Consider the following 17,594-nt stretch of genomic DNA (forward strand, 5'->3'; position numbering starts at 1 on the left):
ATGACTGGCCTACTGAACGTGACCTTGCTCGACCAACCGCCAGCGTCGAGTCCCGCGACGCCGATCCACCTGAAACCGCTCACGACCCTGTGCACCGAGTGCCGTGTCAGCGGGTTGTGCCTGCCCACCGGTCTTCCGGTGCAAGACAACAGTTGCCTGGGCGCCCTGATCGGCCCACGCCTGCGTGTTCGCAAAGGCGCCGCGCTGTTCAACGCCAATGACCCGCTGACAACGCTCTATGCCGTGCGCTGCGGCAGCTTCAAGACCAGCCTGAACAGTGCCGAAGGCCAGGGCGTGGTGATCAATTTCTGGATGCCGGGCGATGTGCTTGGCCTCGACGCCATCGCCACCGAACACCACGTATGCGATGCCATTGCCCTGGAAGACAGCGAGGTGTGCCCTGTCCCCTACCGCCGGCTGCAGGCCCTGGCACACGACTTTCCCGTCCTGCAGCAAAGCCTGAACCGTTTGATGAGTCGGGAAATCGTGCGCGAGCATGAACGGGTGTTGATGCTGTGCAACCTCACCGCCGAGCAGCGCCTGGCCAGCTTCCTGGTGGGGTTGTCACGGCGCTTCGTCAGCCGGGGCTATTCTGCCCACGGTTTCATGCTGCGCATGTCCCGGGAAGACATGGCCTCGTACCTGGGACTGCGGCTTGAGACCGTCTGTCGTTCGGTCGCCCGCTTGCGTGCGCTGGGTATCGTCAGCATGCGTGGCAGGCTTGTCGAGATACTCAATCTGCCAGCTTTGATAGCCCTTGAGCAAGGCGGCGCGGACGTCGCGCCCAAGGACAACCCGAAGGCGCCATGCTCGACGCGGTGAATATCAGCCACGGCGCCGTGGCATTGGGCATCGGCATGCTGGTGGGGCTTGAGCGCGAGCGCAAGAAAGGCCGCAATGAAGACCATGCCGCCGCCGGCCTCCGGACCTTCGCCATCACCGCCCTGTTGGGCTACGTCAGCATGTTGCTGGCCGGGCCCATGCTGGTCGGGTTCGCCAGCCTTGGCCTGGTACTGATGTTGTGCATGCATTACCACAAACATGCCGACAGAGACCCCGAAGTCACCAGCGAAATCGCCCTGCTGCTGGTGCTGACCCTCGGAGCACTGAGCCTCGAGGAACCAGAACTGGCCACCGCTGTCGGCGTGGTACTGACCCTGCTCCTGGCACTGCGCCGCGAGCTGCATCATTTCGTGCTCCAGCAACTGAACGAGCAAGAGCTGCGCGATGGCTTGATGCTGTTGACGATGGCGCTGGTGGTGCTGCCGTCGACACCGGACAGGTTCATGGGGCCGTATGGCGCACTCAACCCTCGCACCCTCTGTACGCTGGTCGTGCTGCTGATGACCGTCGGTGCGCTGGGGCACATTGCCTTGCGTCTGGTCGGCCCACGCTACGGCTTGCCCCTGAGCGCCATCGCATCCGGCTTCGCCTCGGGCACGGCGACGATTGCGCTGCTTGCCCATCAAGCCCGTCAACGCGTCGCTGCCGTGAAATCCCTGGCCGCCGCGGCCGTGTTGTCCAACCTCGCCAGCATCGCGCAATTCGCCTTGGTACTGGGCATCGTCGACCGCCGCCTGTTGAAACCTTTCATGGCCTCGATCGGGCTCGGTGTAGGGGTTACGGTGGTTTACGGAACCTTGTTACTGGCACCTTGGCGCAACGACCAAGGCGCGTGCCCGGCACCTCAGGGCGATGGCGCCTTCAACCTCTGGACAGCCTTGATCATCACCCTGGCGCTGGCCGGAATCGCCTTGTTCTCGGCATTCCTGCTTCACCACCTGGGCCACAGCGGCGTCAGTATCGCGGCCTTCCTCGGCGGGATGGGCGATGCCCACGCAGCCACCGCATCGGTAGCCTCGCTGGTTGTGGCAGGACAGCTGGGGACAGCCGATGTCGTGGTACCAGGGATGATGGCAGTGACGGGCAATAGCCTGACCAAATGCGTACTGGCGTTCAGCAATGGCGGCTTCGCATTCGCACGTTACCTCGCCCCGGCACAGTTGATCATTCTTGGCGCGATGTGGCTGGGGCTTTTAGTGACCTGACTTGTCGAACGCCACTCGGGCATTGCGCAGGAACTTTGCACCGGTCGGACAGGCCTCCTGTTCCAGGTCTATCGAAAAACGGAGATTACGACGATGAGTGCACCACTCAATGGCAAGCGCGTGGCCTTTCTGGTCACCGATGGATTCGAACAAGTCGAGCTGACCGGCCCCCGCGAAGCATTGCAAAACAATGGCGCCGTGGTCGATATCCTGAGCGACAAGGAAGGCACTGTGCGGGGCTGGAACCACGACAAGCCCGCTGACGAATTCGCCGTCGATGCCACCTTCGAGAATGCGCATCTGGATCTGTACGATGCGCTGGTGCTGCCCGGCGGCGTGCAGAACTCCGATACCATTCGGCTGATTCCCGGCGCGCAGAAACTGGTCAAAAGCCATCAATCGGCCAACAAGCCGTTGGCAGTGATCTGTCATGGCGCCTGGCTGTTGGTGTCGAGCGGTTTGGCCAAGGGCAAGCGGATGACCAGCTACAAGACACTGCAGGATGACATTCGCAACGCAGGCGGCACCTGGGTGGACGAAGAGGTGGTGGTGGATGGCAACCTGATCAGTAGCCGTCAGCCCGATGACATTCCCGCGTTCAACGACCAGTTGGTCCGCGCCCTGGCCGTTTGAGCTGCGCGTTGACACCGCCGCTGCAAGTGAATTGAACGTCGCGCGCGGCCCCATGACCTAAAGAGGTACCCATCCGCTACTGGAGGTACCTCATCATGCACGATCCCAATGCCCCAGACCCATATGTCGATGACGTCCCCCATAACCCAGGTGAACCGGTGCCTGCACCAGACTCCGAAACCGAGGCGCCGGACTGGCCAGAGGACCAAGTCCCGCCAGAAGAGCAATCCGATGGTTGAGTGACGGGTTCGCCGGCGTCAACCTGTGGCCGGCGTCATCTCGCCCACCACTTGGTCGACCACTGCCCGGAAGGCCTGGCGCCGGTCTCTCCCCTGGGCGAGGGCGCGCTCGAAGGCGGCCAGTTGGCGTTGAGCGCTACTGCCGTCCTGGAGGATACGCGCAGCGTGGCCGAATGCGTGCTCGGCATCCTGGGTGTCGGCGGGTACCAGGCCCTGCAGCTGTGCCAGCCAGCCATGGGCGGTCACCGGTTGCCTGTCGTGCGCGCCTATGAACATGCCATTGCCGCCATGGCGGAGCGCCCTCCAGTAGTTCTCCTGGATGATCCAACGTTGCTCGGGGCCGAGCGGCTGCCAATGCTGACGAACCCGCAGCGTCTGCTCTACCAGGTGACGGAACAGCCCGGCGATGGCCAGGCCGTCTTCCAAGCGTGGGCACGCATCACAGATGCGCAACTCGATCGTCGGAAATCGCCGCGACGGGCGGATCGCCCACCAGAAGTCGCCGTCTTCGGCAAGCCCGCCTATACCTTGGAGCAGTGTTCTGTAGCGCAGGTAGGCATTCCAGTCAGCCAGCGGCTCTGGCATGTCCATGTGCGGCCACTCCCCGCAGACCACGCGTCGGTAACTTTGGTAACCGGTCACTTGGCTGTACCAGAACGGCGAAGAGGTGGTCAGGACGAGCAACAGCGGCAACCAGCAGAGCATCTGGTTGATCAGTTGCATGCGGTCGATCTCCGGCGCCACCCCCACGTGCACATGCAGCCCCGAGAGCAGGCTACGGCGGGCGACCATTTGATAGTCGTCGAATACCTGGCGGTAGTGATTCTGGTCCCGGGCATGCTGGCGTTGCCACCGCGCGGTGGGATGGCTGGCAGCGCCATAAAGGGCCACCCCCTCCTGCGCCAGCGCGCTGCACAGATTGTGTCGACATTCGGTGAAATAGCTGCGCGCTTCATGCAGGTTGGCCAACACCGGTGAAGCGACCTCGATCTGGCTGTAGAACATTTCCTCGGCGAAATGCTCGCCCACCACTTCACGGCAACGGCGCGCCACTGCGTGCGACGGCCTGGCCAGGACGTCGCCACGGGTAACGTCGACCAGCAAGTATTCCTCTTCGATGCCGAACCCTTGCGCCCTGACCATCGTGCACTCAGGCGATGCGAGTCAGGGTCAGTGCTACTGCGGCGATGCGTTCGACATGCGCGTAGCCTGGTTCGAGCAGTTGCTCACCGAATACATCCGGGTCCAGCTCACGGTAATGCCAACTGAAGGCAGGCCCGGCCAGGCGTAGGCGCACAGCGTCCAGCAAGGCATCGCGACCGTCGACGATCGCGACCCCGGTGTACAGCAACAACGTGCCACCCATGACCAGGCGTTCGCGCGCCTGTTCGATGATGCGCAGGGAAAGCTCGGCTCCGAGCGCACCGCCACCATGGCGATAGGCGCGCTGCTGGGCGTCGAGCATGTAAGGCGGATTGGCAACGATCAGGTCGAAGTTCGCGCCGATGCCATCGAGCAGGTCACTGGGCTCGACCGACACGTTGGCCACCCCCGCCAGTGCAGCATTGATGGCGGTATAACGCAACGCCAAAGGGTTGATGTCCACCGCGCAAACCTGCGCATGGGGGGCTGCACGGGCGATGATCAGCGCGCCGATGCCGGTGCCACAGCCAAGGTCGACCGCATGTTCCACGCGCCGGGGACTGTGCTGCAGAAAGTCCTGTATCACCTGGGCGAATCGGTAGCTATCGGGACCGAAGAACACCGCGTCGTGGCTGTCGGTCGGCCACGCGGAATGGACCAGCAACAGGTTGTCGAGGCTCGACCAACGCACCGCGCTGCGCAATAGCTCACCCTGCGCCTGCACCACACCAGCGGTTTTCAACTGGGCCAACTCGTCACTGCTGATCAGCGAGGCCGGGAACGGCCGGCTCCAGCCGAACACATCCCGCAGGTCGTGGGCCTGCTGGGCGGCGGTCCGGTCGTTGACGCGAGCATGGGTAGCTGGGGTCACGCAGGTGAAACGATAACCGTCGGCGCTGAGGCGCCGACCCAGGTGCAACAGTGCCTGGTCGGCATAAGCTTGGTTCTGGTCCAGCAACATCAGCACTCTCCTGCGTGGGTCAAGCCGGTGGCAAGGATGAAATCGCGGGTGGCGCGCAGTCCATCGGGCTCGGCGTGATGGTTACCGGACATCCGTTCGATCATGCACTCGACACGAGGCAGCCCTTGCGTGGCCGGCCCGCCCTCTTCCAAGGCCAAACCCTGCTCCCAGTGCCCCGGTGCGACGCGCCGATACGGCACGCCGGCCCTGTCACCGGCAATCCAGTCATGCCAGAGCTGCTTTTCGTAAGCGGTGAAAACCCCAAACATCGCGGCATGCGGTCCGTCGATCAAGGCCCAGAACCGGCTATTCGAAGGCGCCTCGCCTCGTTGCACCCACTGTTGCGTTTCAAGGGCGCGCAGGAAGCCGGGTAACGCGCTGGCATCGGCCAGCCATTGGTTGATGGTCCGACCTTGCAGGCGGCAACGGTCACTGTGCATGAACTGGCCGTATACCCGCTTGCGTTGCAAGGCGGCCAACAACTCCGTTTCCAGGTCGAAGGACGCAATCAGCGAGGCCGTGTCGAGCCCAAGATCGTTGAGACGATAGCCCCTGCGCACTCGCTCGTAGCAGGCTTTTTCCGACGGTCCCGGCATCAGCAGGAACAGGCTTTGCAATGCGCGACGAGCATGACCGCTGGCGGCATTGTCGATCGTGACGTGCAGCTGAAAGTAATGAGCATCGATGCCCAGTTCGGCCAACTCGTGGGTGGTGATCAGCAAGTGCAAAGGCGGCTGTTCATACCCCAGGTTGTAGCCAATGACCTCCGGCAAATACTGCTCGACGTTGCGCCCCAAGGCCAACTGCACCGCGCCTTGCAGGTACCGCGACGGGTCCAAAGGCAGCCCTTGGTCACAACCCAGGCGGCTCAGCAATCGCTGGTAGATCAACACATGGTTGCAGCGGGGGTCACCATCGCCCAGTTCTTCTAGGAAGGTACGGATCAGCCCATGGAACCGTGGATCTTGCCAGTGCTTGAGCGTTCCGTGCAGCCAAGCGCCATCCACCTCTTTGGTCGGGGCGACCTGTTGCAGGAACCACAGGGCCTGTGCCCGGTTGGCGAAGAACCGCCGTGGTGCGCCCTCACGCCGCTGCGCCAGGTAACGCGCATGCTCTGCGGCGACCCGGGCGGCATGATCGACCGACCACTGCGCCAAATCCGCGGGATCGTCCGGCAAATCATCGGTCATCGATATCGTCCGCTGAAGTTGACCGGCCAACCACTCCCGCGCGTCATAGCCACCCGACTGCAGCATTGCCGAGTACTGCCGCTGCGGATCGTCCGGCACAACCCGGACTGACTGCTGCATGATTTCTAATGGTATCAACCTCATGGGCCGCACCTCGCTCAGGGATTCTGGGGCTTGGTCTCGGGGCTCGGATGAGTGGTGGGTGTATCGGGTTGCTCCATCTGCAAGGACGGCTTGCTGGGGTCCGCATCCTTGGCGGGATGATCTGAATCACGGTCGAAACAGCCGCCGAGCAGCGTCAGGCTGGCGCCGAGCAGCACCGTGGGGAACAGGGTGTATTTCATGTCGGGCTCCGGTTGTAGTTGCGAGGGTTCATAACGAACGAGTGCGCTCGACGCGGCTGGATTCGTTTTTTTTACCCTGCAGTGGATGAACGGCGCTAAATACCGGGGCGGGGTGCATCGGGAGGCGCGGGTAGCCATCACGATGATCGAAGAAAAACTAAACCTTCCCGCCCTCGCCTGGCTCAACCGAATGCGACATCGAGGTCGCGCCAACTGAACGAAGGAGTCAGACATGAGCCAACCCTTCTTGAAACTCGCAGGCGTCACGTTGTTGATGAGCCTTGCTTCGCTGCAGGTCCAGGCGGCCTCTTCGGACGATTTCGTCGACGCGGCGATCGAGGCAGGCATCGCCGAGGTGGTCACCAGTAACCTTGCCCAGGAAAAAAGCCAGAACGCCGACATCAAGAAATATGCCCAGCAGATGGTCACCGACCATACCAAGGCCAACCAGCAGCTGGGCGAAATCGCCCGCAAGCTTGACATCAGCGTGCCCGACGAAGCGGCGCTGACCGACAAGGTCAAAAAAATGATCCTCGAATGGCGCGAAGCGTCCTTCGACCGTTCCTATGTCAACAACCAGGTCGATGCGCACGAAAAAGCCGTGGAGCTGTTCAAGAAGGAGTCGACATCCTCCGACAAACCAGAGCTGAAGGCCTTCGCCAGCGAAAAACTGCCGACGCTGGAACATCACCTCGAGCAGGCCAAAGCTTTGCAGACGACTCACGGCAAATAACCCAGCCGACAGGCCAGGCGACGGTAGGCCCGACGCCAATGGGGCAGCCATCCTGCCCCATTGATCAACGGTTCTGAGACCTTGTATCACTCGAACGCGGAGAGAACAGCATGCCACGTGGAGACAAAGACAAATACACCGACACCCAAAAGCGCAAGGCTGAACACATCGAAGAGCGCTACGAGCATAAAGGCCTGTCCAAGGACGAAGCCGAGGCGCGCGCCTGGGCAACGGTCAACAAGCAATCGGGCGGCGGCGAAAAGCCAGGCGGCTCGGGCAAAGCCGCCTCGTCGAAGGCCCAGTCCACCGCCCGTTCGGATTCGGCCAAGCGGGCGGCGCAAACACGTCAGGGGCACTCACGTACATCGAGTACGTCGCTGAACACGCAAACCAAGCAGAGCCTTCTCAAGGAAGCGCGGAGCAAGAACATCAAAGGCCGCTCGACCATGAGCAAGGCAGAACTGGTCGAGGCGTTAGGCAAGCATGGTTGAGATGCTCGACGCACGTCGGCGGCCTGCTTGGGTTTGACGGATGCTGGCCAGCTCCTTGAGCGGTCATGCATCCGGATCGCTCACATGGGCCTGCACGGCATCTTCAAGCGCCCGCACGTGGGCTTCATCGGCCAGCGCCTTGAGTGCCAGCCAATCGTCCCATTCGATGGAGCCATCGTCACGCAAGGCCTCGGCGGTGCGGACCAAAGCGTGGTGGTAGACATCCGGCGACTCGGTGCGGTAGCTGGTGTCGTCGTACTGGGCGTACCAGGCTTCAAGCTCTGGGATGCTGCGTTCGATGCTCATGGCAAGACTCCTCGGTGCTCATTGCAGTGAGAGTCCATCCGCCGGGCGACGTTCACCCGGATCGGGCGAGGATCGTCATCGCGACGTCGCCAAACCCTCGTCGCTCGGATGATGTGAAGCCTATAATCGCTGCCAATGCCCATGATTCATACAGGGACCCTACCCGGTCCGCACAAGGTTCGTGCCCATGAAGTCGTCCAGCAAGACTACACTCGCAGCACCGCACAACCCGGCGCTCAGCCCCAGCCATCTGGATTTCCCGGTCGTAGGCATCGGCGCATCGGCTGGCGGGTTGGAGGCGATCCAGACGTTCTTCCAGCACATGCCGGCCGACTGCGGCGTCGCGTTCGTCGTCGTATTGCACCTGTCGCCGGACCATCAGAGCCAGGCCGACCGCTTGATCCAGCGGGTCACCCGGATGCCCGTCTGTCAGGTGAGCGAGCCGGTGCCGATCGAGCGCAACCATGTCTATGTGATTTCTCCGGCCAACCGGTTGTCCACCAACGACGGCTACCTGCGCGTCAGCCCAGCCAGGCGCAGTCGCGGCGATCATGTCGCCATCGACCTGTTCTTCAGGGACCTGGCCGATGTGCACAAGGATCATGCTTTTTGCGTGATTCTTTCCGGTAGCGGCAGCGATGGCGCAGTGGGTTTGTCGCGAATCAAGGAGCAAGGCGGTGTGACCCTGGTGCAGGCACCCGACGATGCGCTGTACGCCGACATGCCCAAGGCGGCGATCGACACCGGCATGGTCGACCTGGTGCTTCCAGTGGCCCAGATCCCTGGGAAGCTGGTGGAACTGTGGCGCACGGCACGCGAGGTCAAACTGCCTGAAATAGACGACGACAGCCTGCCCCCTGCCCTGGGCGAGCGCTCAGGCGACCCACAGCAAAGCGATCCGCTCCTGGACGACATCCTGGCCCGTCTGCACGCCACCACCGGGCATGACTTCCAGCACTACAAGCGCGCAACGGTTTTGCGTCGGCTTGAACGGCGCCTGCATGTCACCGCGCAGACCGACCTGGCCGGCTATCGCGACTACCTGGAGCAACACCCCGAGGAGAGCCGTGCCTTGCTCGCCGACATGCTGATCGGGGTGACCAATTTCTTCCGCGACCGTGACGCCTTCGAGGCGCTGCAACAGCATGTGATGCCCGGCCTTAGCCATGACCAGAGCGGCGAAGATCCGCAGCGCGAAGTGCGCATCTGGTCGGCAGGCTGCTCTTCCGGCGAGGAAGCCTACAGTCTGGCGATGCTGGCCACCGAACAACTGGCGCGGGAGCAACGTAGCGCCAGGATTCAGGTGTTCGCCACCGACCTTGACGAACGCGCTATCAATGTCGGCCGCCTGGGTGTTTATCCTGATGCCATCGCCACCGATGTGCCTACCGCACGGTTACGCCAGTTCTTCATCAAGGAAGACCAGCACTACCGGGTGCGCAAGGACATCCGCGAAAAGGTCTTGTTCGCCCGCCATAACCTGCTGTCCGACCCACCCTTCTCCCAACTCGACCTGGTCGTGTGCCGTAACCTGCTCATCTACCTTGACCGAGAAGTGCAACACGAAATCCTGCGAATCTTTCACTTCGCCTTGCGCAAAGGGGGCTACCTGTTTCTGGGTTCATCGGAGTCGGCGGATGCGGCTGCCGATCTGTTCATTCCGGTGGACAAACGCCATCGTATCTTCAAGGCCAGGGAGGTGGAGCCTGCGCGTCGCACCGCCCGCCTGCAGGCGCCCGAGTCGCAGGTGGCGCGGGTCAAGACCAGGCCCGTTCGCAAGCTGTCCTATGCCGAGATCCATCACCGCGCACTGGCCAGGCGCACGCCACCAAGCCTGATCATCGACGCCGACGGCAACATCTTGCACATGAGCGAAGGGGTCGGCCGCTTTCTGCGCCACCCAGGGGGAGAACTCAGTCACAACCTGCTGAATCTGGTGCTGGTGCCGCTTCGACCGACCTTGCGCAGTACCGTGCTACAAGCCCAGAACACCGGCCAACTGGTCACCTCAGGCCCGGTCATCGTCGCTGTCGATGAGCAGCGTATCGAAGTAAAGATGCAGGTCCAGCCACACCAGGACGAGCCCAGCGGCAGCGAATGCCTGCTGGTCGTCTTCCAGGTGAGCGAAGCCGACGCGCACGGCCCGGCCATTGCCGAGCAGACCGACGGCATGGTGTTGAACACCCTGGAGCGCGAACTTCAGCGAACCCGCCAACAGTTGCAGGAAACCATCGAGCAGTCAGAGATCTCCAGCCAGGAGCTGACCGCTTCGAACGAGGAAATGCAGGCGATCAACGAAGAACTGCGCCTTGCCAGCGAAGAGCTGGAAACCAGCAAGGAAGAACTGCAGTCGATCAACGAAGAGTTACTGACGGTCAACTACGAGCTCAAGTCCAAGGTCGATGAAACCGACAAGATCAACGATTACCTGAGCAACCTGATCGCCTCCACCCAGATCGCGACAGTGTTCGTCGACCGCAGCCTGCGCATCCGCTGGTTCACCCCCCGGGCCACCGATATCTTCAGCATGCTGCCGGTCGATACCGGCCGCTCGCTGCTCGACATCACCCACCGCCTGGACTACCCAGGGCTGGCGGACGACGCGCGCGCGGTGATCGAGCGCGAGACCACGCTAGAGCGCGAGGTGATCGGCAATGACCAGCATTGGTACCTGGCCCGCCTGTTGCCCTATCGGGCCAATGAACAGAACGTCGATGGCACCGTGCTGACGTTCATCGACATCACCAAGAGTCGCGCTGCCGAAGAACGTTTGCGACGAGGGGAAGAGCGCATGCGCCTGGTCGCGGAGAGCACCCACGACTTCGCCATCATCCTGCTCGACGAAGAAGGCTTGATCATCGACTGGAACACCGGCGCTGCGCTGATATTCGGTTACGCCAAGGACGAAGTGCTGGGCCAGCACTTTTCGCTGCTCTTCACCGAGAAAGACCGCGAGAACGGGGTGCCGGAGCGTGAACTTCGCACCGCTCGCCTGCAGGGTCGCGGCCAGGACGAGCGCTGGCATGTGCGCAAGGGCGGCAGTCGCTTCTATTGCAGCGGCGAAGTGTCGCGCCTGAAGGGCAACAGCCTGCGCGGCTACGTCAAGATCGCCCGCGACCTGACAGGGCACAAGCGGCTTCACGACGAGCAAAGCAAGCGACTGGCCGAGTCGCAGGTCACCAGCCACATGAAGGATGAGTTCTTCGCGGTCATGTCCCATGAGCTCAAGCATCCGTTGAACCTCATCCAGCTCAATGCCGATATCCTGCGACGTCTGCCTCCGGTCAAGAGTACCAGCGCGGCGAACAAGGCCGTCAGCGTGATCTGCGAAGCGGTCGCCAGCCAGGCGCGTATCATCGACGACCTGCTCGATGTCGCACGCATACGTACGGGCAAGCTCAAGCTCCAGACCCGGCCGGTCGACCTGTGCGCTGTGCTGCAGGGTATCCACTCGGTGGCCTGCAGCGAACAACGCGGTTGTAGCGTGCGCCTGACGCTGCCAGCCAATGGCGCGCCGGTGTATGTCATGGCAGACAGTACGCGCCTGGAACAGATTATCTGGAACCTGCTGAACAACGCGCTGAAATTCAGCCCCGCCGATGGCGAGATCCTGCTGGTGCTCACGCAGTTGGACGAGCATGCGCAACTGCAGGTGATCGACCACGGCATTGGGCTTGCCGAAGAATCGCTGGAAAACATCTTCGAACTGTTCAGCCAGGCCGCCCCCACCAGCCATGGCCGCGAAGGCCTCGGCATCGGCCTTTCCCTGGTACGCCAACTGGTCGAGGCCCATGGCGGTAACGTGCGCGTACAGTCACCAGGGCTTGGCCAGGGCTGCACCTTCACCATCACCCTGCCGTTATGCGAATACACTCAGCAAACCCAGGAACAGGCTAGCGATGCAGTGCCTGAGGGGCGGCTCGTCGGTATCCGCATATTACTGGTGGATGACTCGGTCGATGTGTTGGATGTGATGGAGCAGTTACTGCTCATGGAAAATGCCGAAGTCGATGCCTACAGCGATCCACACCTGGCCTTGGCCTCAGCGGCGGATGCGCGATATGACGTGATCATTTCCGATATCGGCATGCCCGGCATGGATGGACACGCGCTGATCAAAGCACTGCGTGGCCTTGAGCATCTTCGCTACGTTCCGGCCATTGCCCTGACCGGCTACGGCGCCAGCGCCGATCAACACAAATCGCGACAGTCCGGCTTCGACCGACACTTGAACAAGCCTGTCGGTTACGAGGACCTGATCGAAACCCTTGAACGCCTGAACGGCGCGCAAACCCGCTGATCGCGCGGCTGGCGCCTGGCGCTGTGCCGCACGAGTCTACCTGCTGTCCCGGCGGCCCGCTCGTCAATCGTGGTGAACCCTTGCACCCCACCACGGGTCGCTAGAGGTGAGTCCACGAATGCAGGGGAGCTGGCGTGAGCGAGATTCGCATTGGTATTTCCGGATGGCGCTATGGTCCATGGCGCAAGGACTTCTACCCCAAGGGGCTGCGCCAGGACGATGAACTGGCGTTCGCCTCGCGGGCGGTCAACAGCATCGAGATCAATGGCTCGTTCTATGCGTTGCAGACACCGGAACGCTATTGCCATTGGCGTGACCAGACACCGGACGGGTTCGTGTTCTCGGTCAAGGCGCCGCGCTACATCACCCATGTGCGCAGGCTGCGCGACATCGACGAGGCGCTTGCCAACTTCTTCGCGTCCGGCCCGTTGTTGCTGGGCGACAAACTGGGCCCATTCCTGTGGCAGTTTCCCGCCACGCTGAAATTCGACGCCCAGCGTTTCAGCGACTTCCTCGGCAAGTTGCCCCGTGATCGCAAGGCTGCCCGCGAATGCGCAGGGCAAGCTGCCGCGCGCCTCAAGGACAATGGCGGTACCGCCATTGGCGGCAATGCCCGGCTCCGTCATGCCGTGGAAATCCGTCACCCAAGCTTCCTGTGCGACACCTTCATCAACCTGCTGCGTCGACACAAGGTGGCCCTGGTAGTGGCCGACAGCGCCGGCAAATGGCCGTACGTCGAGGATGTCACCGCCGACTTCGTCTACCTGCGCCTGCACGGCGATGTCGAACTCTACAGCAGTGGCTACACCGCCAAAGCCCTGCGCCGTTGGCGCTTGCGTATCGAGGCCTGGGCTGCCGGTAGCCAGCCAGATGATGCCGAGCTGGTGATGCAGCGCGCACCGGCCAGACGCGCCTCTCGCGATGTGTACTGCTATTTCGACAACGACCAGAAGGTGCATGCCCCGTACGATGCGCGCCGCCTGCTGGGTAAACTCGGCCTGGACGGTGAGCTTGTGACCGAGCCTGGCGTCGAACCGCAGGTGCAGTCATGAACCGGACCCTACCTACCGCAAGCTGCGTGATCGACGAGGCGAGCGCGGTGCATCGCCTGACAGTGCTCACCCTGAACGTGCATAAAGGCTTCACCCTGTTCAACCGCCGCTTCATCCTCCCTGAGCTTCGCGAAGCCGTGCGCGCTACCGGTGCCGACCTCGTGTTCCTGCAAGAAGTGCATGGCAGCCATCAGTGGCATGCCGAGCGCCATCCAACCTGGCCGCAGGAACCCCAGTACGAATTTCTCGCCGACAGCATGTGGCCTGAGTTCGCCTACGGTCGAAATGCGGTCTATCCCCATGGCGACCATGGCAATGCCCTGCTGTCGAAGTTTCCGATCCGCGCCTACGACAATCTCGACGTGTCGATCCACGGCAACGAGCAGCGCGGCCTGCTGCATTGCCAACTGGAAGTGCCCGGCCATGAGCGAATGCACGCCATCTGCGTGCACCTGGGTTTGCGCGAGGAGCACCGTCAGCGCCAGGTCGGCCTGCTCCTGGGGTTGCTCGACAGCCTGCCAGCGGACGAGCCGGTCATCGTCGCCGGTGACTTCAACGACTGGCGACTGAGGGCCGATGCACTGCTGTCCGGGCACCTGGCCGAAGCTTTTGGCAAACCGGCGCGCAGCTTCCCTGCCCGCCTGCCGCTGCTGCGCCTGGATCGCATCTACCTGCGCAATGTCAAGGCCAGCGAAGCGCGGGTGCTGTCCCGATACCCTTGGTCGCATCTTTCCGACCATGCCCCCCTGGTAGCGGAGGTGACCCTGTGAAACACACTTGGAGCGACGGCAACCACGTCGAACTGCTGATCAACGGCGAGCAATATTACCCTCGGGTGTTCGAGGCCATGGCCCAGGCACGGCACGAGATCCTGCTGGAAACCTTCATCATCTTCGACGACAAGGTCGGCCAGTCCCTGCGTCAGGCGCTGATCGACGCGGCCCGACGAGGCGTGCGGGTCGAGGTGGCGGTGGACGGCTATGGCACCGCCGACCTGCCCGATGACTTCATTTCCTCCATGACCGAGGCCGGGGTGCGCTTCCATGCGTTCGATCCCCAGCCCAAGCTGGCCGGCATGCGCACCAACCTGTTCCGCCGCCTGCACCGCAAGGTGGTGGTCATCGACGGTCAGCGCGCCTTCCTCGGCGGCATCAACTACAGCGCCGACCACCTGGGCGACTTCGGGCCGCAAGCCAAGCAGGACTATGCCGTGGAGGTCGCAGGCCCGGTGGTGGCGCAGGTGCATGCATCCAGTTGCCGGTTGCTTGCGCCCGTGCTCGAAAGCATCAGCCAGTTGCCCTCGGCCAGCCCCCCTGCCGGCACCGCCAGTGCCTTGCTGGTGGAACGCGACAACCGTCACCACCGCAACGATATCGAGGTGTGCTACCTGCAGGCCTTTCGCGAGGCCAAGCACCGCATCATCGTTGCCAATGCCTACTTCTTCCCCGGCTATCGCCTGCTGCGCGAACTGCGCAACGCCGCACGGCGCGGCGTTGACGTCACCCTGATTCTTCAGGGCCAACCGGACATGCGCTGGGTTCGTAGCCTATCGCGCCTGCTCTACAACTACTTGTTGCGCGACAATGTGCGCATCCGCGAGTACTGCCAGCGGCCTCTGCATGGCAAGGTGGCCTTGGTGGATGACCACTGGTCCACCGTCGGTTCCAGCAACCTTGACCCGCTGAGCCTGTCGTTCAATCTCGAAGCCAACCTGCTGATCCGCGATCGTGCGTTCAACCATGGCTTGCACGAGCACCTGAGCGAACTGGCCAGCAAGCATTGCAAGACCGTGACCCTCGAACGGATGGTACGCGGCTACTGGTGGCGTGCGCCGCTGATTTTCCTCGGCTTCCATATCACTCGCTACTTCCCGCGCATCGCCGGTTGGTTCCCGGCACACCGCCAGCGCCTGCAGTCCGTGCAAGTGGACCTCACGGCGCCGGTGGATTACCGCGGAGGCAAAACCGGATGAGCGGGCAACGTTGGAAGACCTGGGGCAAGCGTCTGTTGACGCTGCTGTTCGTGGTGCTGATCCCGGTACTGCTGTTCACCCTGGCGCGCAACCTGGACTGGTCCGAAGTTCGCCAGTCACTGCTGGCCTACCGGCCCTCGACCCTGGCCCTTGGCCTGCTACTGGCACTGTGCAGCTACCTGGTGTTCGCCAGCTACGACCTGCTGGCCCGTGCCTACACCGGCCACCCCTTGCCAGCCCGACAGGTACTGCCAGTGGCGTTCGTCTGCTATGCGTTCAACCTCAACTTCACCACCTGGGTTGGCGGTGTGGCCCTGCGCTACCGCCTGTACAGTCGATTGGGACTGGATACGGCGACCATCACGCGCATACTGACCCTGGGCCTGCTCACCAATTGGATGGGCTATATGCTGCTGGCCGGCACGGTGTTCGCCTTGAGCCTGGTCAAACTGCCTGAAAGCTGGGCACTGGGTACCCTCGGCCTGCGCCTGGTGGGCGTGCTCATGGTAGCGATCGCGGTGGTCTATCTGCTTGCCTGCGCCTTCGCCAAGCGCCGGACGTGGCACCTGCGAGGGCATGAGATCGCCTTGCCGAGCCTGCGCCTGGCGGTGTGCCAACTGGTGCTCGGCGCCAGCAACTGGGCCCTGATGGCGGCGCTGATTCATCTGTTGCTGCCACCTGAGCTGTTCTACCCCTCGGTACTGGGTGTATTGCTGATCAGTTGCCTGGCCGGCGTGGTTGCGCATATTCCGGCCGGGCTAGGGGTATTGGAGGCGGTGTTCCTTGCCCTGCTGCACGGTCAACTCGGCCAAGGCACGCTGGTAGCCGCCCTGCTGGGCTATCGGACGTTGTACTACCTGATACCGCTGGTGCTGGCGGTGATCACCTACCTGATCCTGGAAAAGCGCGCCAGGACCCTGCGCCAGCAGGCCGGGCAGGCCTGAGGCAAGCGTCGATGGGCCGTCTGGCCCGGGAGGTACATCATGCGATGCTTATTGTGTGTGGCACTGCTGGGCGCCCTGGCCAGCGGAGATGCGCTGGCCGAAGGCTGCGAGGTGGTCACCCGGTCTTCCAGCGAAGCGGTCAAACCGGTGCAACAACGTACCTGCTACACCTTCGGCAACATGCCTTCCGAAGCGATTGCCTGGTCTTGCAGCAATGAAAGCAAGGAAATGCTCAACAGCCAGAAGCGCAAGGTCGAGCGCTGCAGCGACGGCAGCGTTGGCAGTTGCATCGCGCCGCTGACTCAGGAGACCTTGGCCAACCCGGACGCCGCGGGGCGCGATGAACCCTCGACCCGCCCGCAGGTGCCGAAGGATGCGCGGATCATCACCTACTACTACGACACCCCAAGCCTTGGCCAGGCGCGCAGTGACTGCGAGCGCAACAATGGTATCTGGCAGACTCACTGAGGTGATCAGGGCGGGGCGAACCGGTACACGGCTTGCCCCGCGCCGCGCCTCAAGGTGAGATCGGGTCGCTCGCCGGGAAGGTTTCATCCAGGGCGTTATCGACGCTGCTTTCCTTGGGCTGGGTGGCTTCGCCACATTTGCATTCGGCCACGCGGCAAGGCTCACCGTTACGGTGACCCGTCGCGCACGCTTCACAGCAGTAGGCCTTGCCATCCTGGACCACGGCATTGGCGTCGACGGTGCAGGAACAAGGGTTGCAGGAACAGCGTTGCTCGTTCATCAGGGCGCTCTCCGGTCGTCTTCAGGTGTGACTTCATCGGTCCACGGCTCGCCGTCCAAGGGTGCCGAGCGCGCCAGTTCAGCCTCGTCCAAACCAATGCCACCGCCAATTTCATGGGCCTGGACCTGACGCAAGGTCTTGTCCGCCGGGCCGCCCCCCGTCCCCGGCTCATGGGGATCGCGGGCGCCAGTTTCGTCCAGCAGCGTATCGGGGCTCAGGTCATCGAGGGTGACATTGTCCTCGTGCAGGCTGTCACTGAGGGCTTCGCCACCGGTCATGCCGCTTTCGGCGACGCGCCGGGGCGGATAGTCCTCGTGCACCTCCCGCGCCGGACGCTCGTCGCCGATGCGACCCCTGCGCTCATCGCGGCGCTCGCTGAAATCCAGTTCATGGACACTGCCCATACGGTCTTCGGTGTCGTCTATTTCGACCTGAGGTCTTGGGTCATCGGGTGTAGCCATGAGGGTTCTCCGTCTGTGGGCTTCATTCG

18 protein-coding genes are annotated in these 17,594 nt (G+C 62.7%); 11 read left to right on the forward strand and 7 right to left on the reverse strand.

What is annotated here, in order from left to right; translation table 11 throughout:
• From VXM67_RS15900 to VXM67_RS15910, 3 genes are all read left to right on the forward strand, one after another.
• Positions 1-822 (forward strand): helix-turn-helix domain-containing protein, encoded by an 822-nt coding sequence (locus tag VXM67_RS15900; protein ID WP_104881630.1) that lies wholly within the window; start codon positions 1-3, stop codon positions 820-822.
• Positions 807-2,048, forward strand: a complete 1,242-nt coding sequence (locus VXM67_RS15905; RefSeq protein WP_023380997.1) for a DUF4010 domain-containing protein — start codon at positions 807-809, stop codon at positions 2,046-2,048. The genes VXM67_RS15900 and VXM67_RS15905 overlap by 16 nt, the downstream gene beginning before the upstream one ends.
• A 93-nt stretch (positions 2,049-2,141) precedes the next feature.
• On the forward strand, positions 2,142-2,681 hold the full coding sequence (locus VXM67_RS15910) for a type 1 glutamine amidotransferase domain-containing protein (protein ID WP_023380998.1): 540 nt from the start codon (positions 2,142-2,144) through the stop codon (positions 2,679-2,681).
• A 257-nt stretch (positions 2,682-2,938) separates the two neighbouring features.
• Here the strand turns inward: VXM67_RS15910 and VXM67_RS15915 are convergent, their stop codons facing one another.
• From VXM67_RS15915 to VXM67_RS15930, 4 genes are read right to left on the reverse strand one after another with little or no spacing between them, the layout of a single operon-like run.
• Positions 2,939-4,063 carry a carboxylate-amine ligase gene (locus VXM67_RS15915; RefSeq protein WP_027906749.1) on the reverse strand — a complete coding sequence of 375 codons (1,125 nt, stop codon included), beginning with the start codon at positions 4,061-4,063 and terminating at the stop codon, positions 2,939-2,941.
• A gap of 7 nt (positions 4,064-4,070) precedes the next feature.
• Positions 4,071-5,024 carry a class I SAM-dependent methyltransferase gene (locus VXM67_RS15920; protein WP_104881627.1) on the reverse strand — a complete coding sequence of 318 codons (954 nt, stop codon included), beginning with the start codon at positions 5,022-5,024 and terminating at the stop codon, positions 4,071-4,073.
• On the reverse strand, positions 5,024-6,334 hold the full coding sequence (locus VXM67_RS15925; RefSeq protein ID WP_023381001.1) for an iron-containing redox enzyme family protein: 1,311 nt from the start codon (positions 6,332-6,334) through the stop codon (positions 5,024-5,026). Before VXM67_RS15925 ends, VXM67_RS15920 begins: the two co-directional genes overlap by 1 nt.
• 38 nt (positions 6,335-6,372) lie before the next feature.
• Positions 6,373-6,558 (reverse strand): hypothetical protein, encoded by a 186-nt coding sequence (locus VXM67_RS15930; protein ID WP_023381002.1) that lies wholly within the window; start codon positions 6,556-6,558, stop codon positions 6,373-6,375.
• 232 nt (positions 6,559-6,790) lie between these two features.
• Here VXM67_RS15930 and VXM67_RS15935 point away from each other — a divergent pair, with 232 nt between their 5' ends.
• Together VXM67_RS15935 and VXM67_RS15940 are read left to right on the forward strand one after the other, a co-directional pair.
• A complete protein-coding gene (locus tag VXM67_RS15935; protein ID WP_023381003.1) occupies positions 6,791-7,291 on the forward strand; it encodes a DUF4142 domain-containing protein in 501 nt (166 codons plus the stop codon).
• Between the two features lie 110 nt (positions 7,292-7,401).
• Positions 7,402-7,782: a hypothetical protein gene (locus tag VXM67_RS15940; protein ID WP_023381004.1), complete on the forward strand. Its 381-nt coding sequence runs from the start codon at positions 7,402-7,404 to the stop codon at positions 7,780-7,782.
• Between the two features lie 63 nt (positions 7,783-7,845).
• On the opposite strand, the gene VXM67_RS15945 is transcribed toward VXM67_RS15940, so the two are convergent.
• Positions 7,846-8,088, reverse strand: coding sequence for a hypothetical protein (locus VXM67_RS15945; RefSeq protein ID WP_367237154.1), 243 nt, complete (start codon positions 8,086-8,088; stop codon positions 7,846-7,848).
• A gap of 187 nt (positions 8,089-8,275) precedes the next feature.
• Between VXM67_RS15945 and VXM67_RS15950 the strand changes: the two genes are divergently transcribed.
• From VXM67_RS15950 to VXM67_RS15975, 6 genes are all read left to right on the forward strand, one after another.
• On the forward strand, positions 8,276-12,388 hold the full coding sequence (locus VXM67_RS15950) for a CheR family methyltransferase (protein WP_367237155.1): 4,113 nt from the start codon (positions 8,276-8,278) through the stop codon (positions 12,386-12,388).
• 134 nt (positions 12,389-12,522) lie between these two features.
• The gene (locus tag VXM67_RS15955) at positions 12,523-13,440 is read left to right on the forward strand and encodes a DUF72 domain-containing protein (protein WP_023381007.1); all 918 of its coding nucleotides are present in this window, start codon (positions 12,523-12,525) and stop codon (positions 13,438-13,440) included.
• Positions 13,437-14,210 (forward strand): endonuclease/exonuclease/phosphatase family protein, encoded by a 774-nt coding sequence (locus VXM67_RS15960; protein ID WP_367237156.1) that lies wholly within the window; start codon positions 13,437-13,439, stop codon positions 14,208-14,210. Before VXM67_RS15955 ends, VXM67_RS15960 begins: the two co-directional genes overlap by 4 nt.
• Positions 14,207-15,412 carry a cardiolipin synthase ClsB gene (gene clsB / locus VXM67_RS15965; RefSeq protein WP_027906751.1) on the forward strand — a complete coding sequence of 402 codons (1,206 nt, stop codon included), beginning with the start codon at positions 14,207-14,209 and terminating at the stop codon, positions 15,410-15,412. The genes VXM67_RS15960 and clsB overlap by 4 nt, the downstream gene beginning before the upstream one ends.
• Complete coding sequence (locus VXM67_RS15970) at positions 15,409-16,356, forward strand: lysylphosphatidylglycerol synthase domain-containing protein (RefSeq protein WP_027906752.1); 948 nt, start codon at positions 15,409-15,411, stop codon at positions 16,354-16,356. The genes clsB and VXM67_RS15970 overlap by 4 nt, the downstream gene beginning before the upstream one ends.
• Positions 16,357-16,395: 39 nt before the next feature.
• Positions 16,396-16,824 carry a hypothetical protein gene (locus VXM67_RS15975; RefSeq protein ID WP_023381011.1) on the forward strand — a complete coding sequence of 143 codons (429 nt, stop codon included), beginning with the start codon at positions 16,396-16,398 and terminating at the stop codon, positions 16,822-16,824.
• 49 nt (positions 16,825-16,873) lie between these two features.
• Here VXM67_RS15975 and VXM67_RS15980 read toward each other — a convergent pair whose 3' ends face one another.
• Both VXM67_RS15980 and VXM67_RS15985 read right to left on the reverse strand, forming a co-directional pair.
• Positions 16,874-17,104, reverse strand: coding sequence for a metallothionein (locus VXM67_RS15980; RefSeq protein WP_023381012.1), 231 nt, complete (start codon positions 17,102-17,104; stop codon positions 16,874-16,876).
• Entirely contained in the window at positions 17,104-17,565 is a 462-nt protein-coding gene (locus tag VXM67_RS15985) for a hypothetical protein (protein WP_023381013.1), read from the reverse strand. Before VXM67_RS15985 ends, VXM67_RS15980 begins: the two co-directional genes overlap by 1 nt.
• Positions 17,566-17,594 lie beyond the last annotated feature (29 nt).

The organism is Pseudomonas sp. Rh2 (assembly GCF_040762985.1).
Classification (GTDB): domain Bacteria; phylum Pseudomonadota; class Gammaproteobacteria; order Pseudomonadales; family Pseudomonadaceae; genus Aquipseudomonas; species Aquipseudomonas taiwanensis.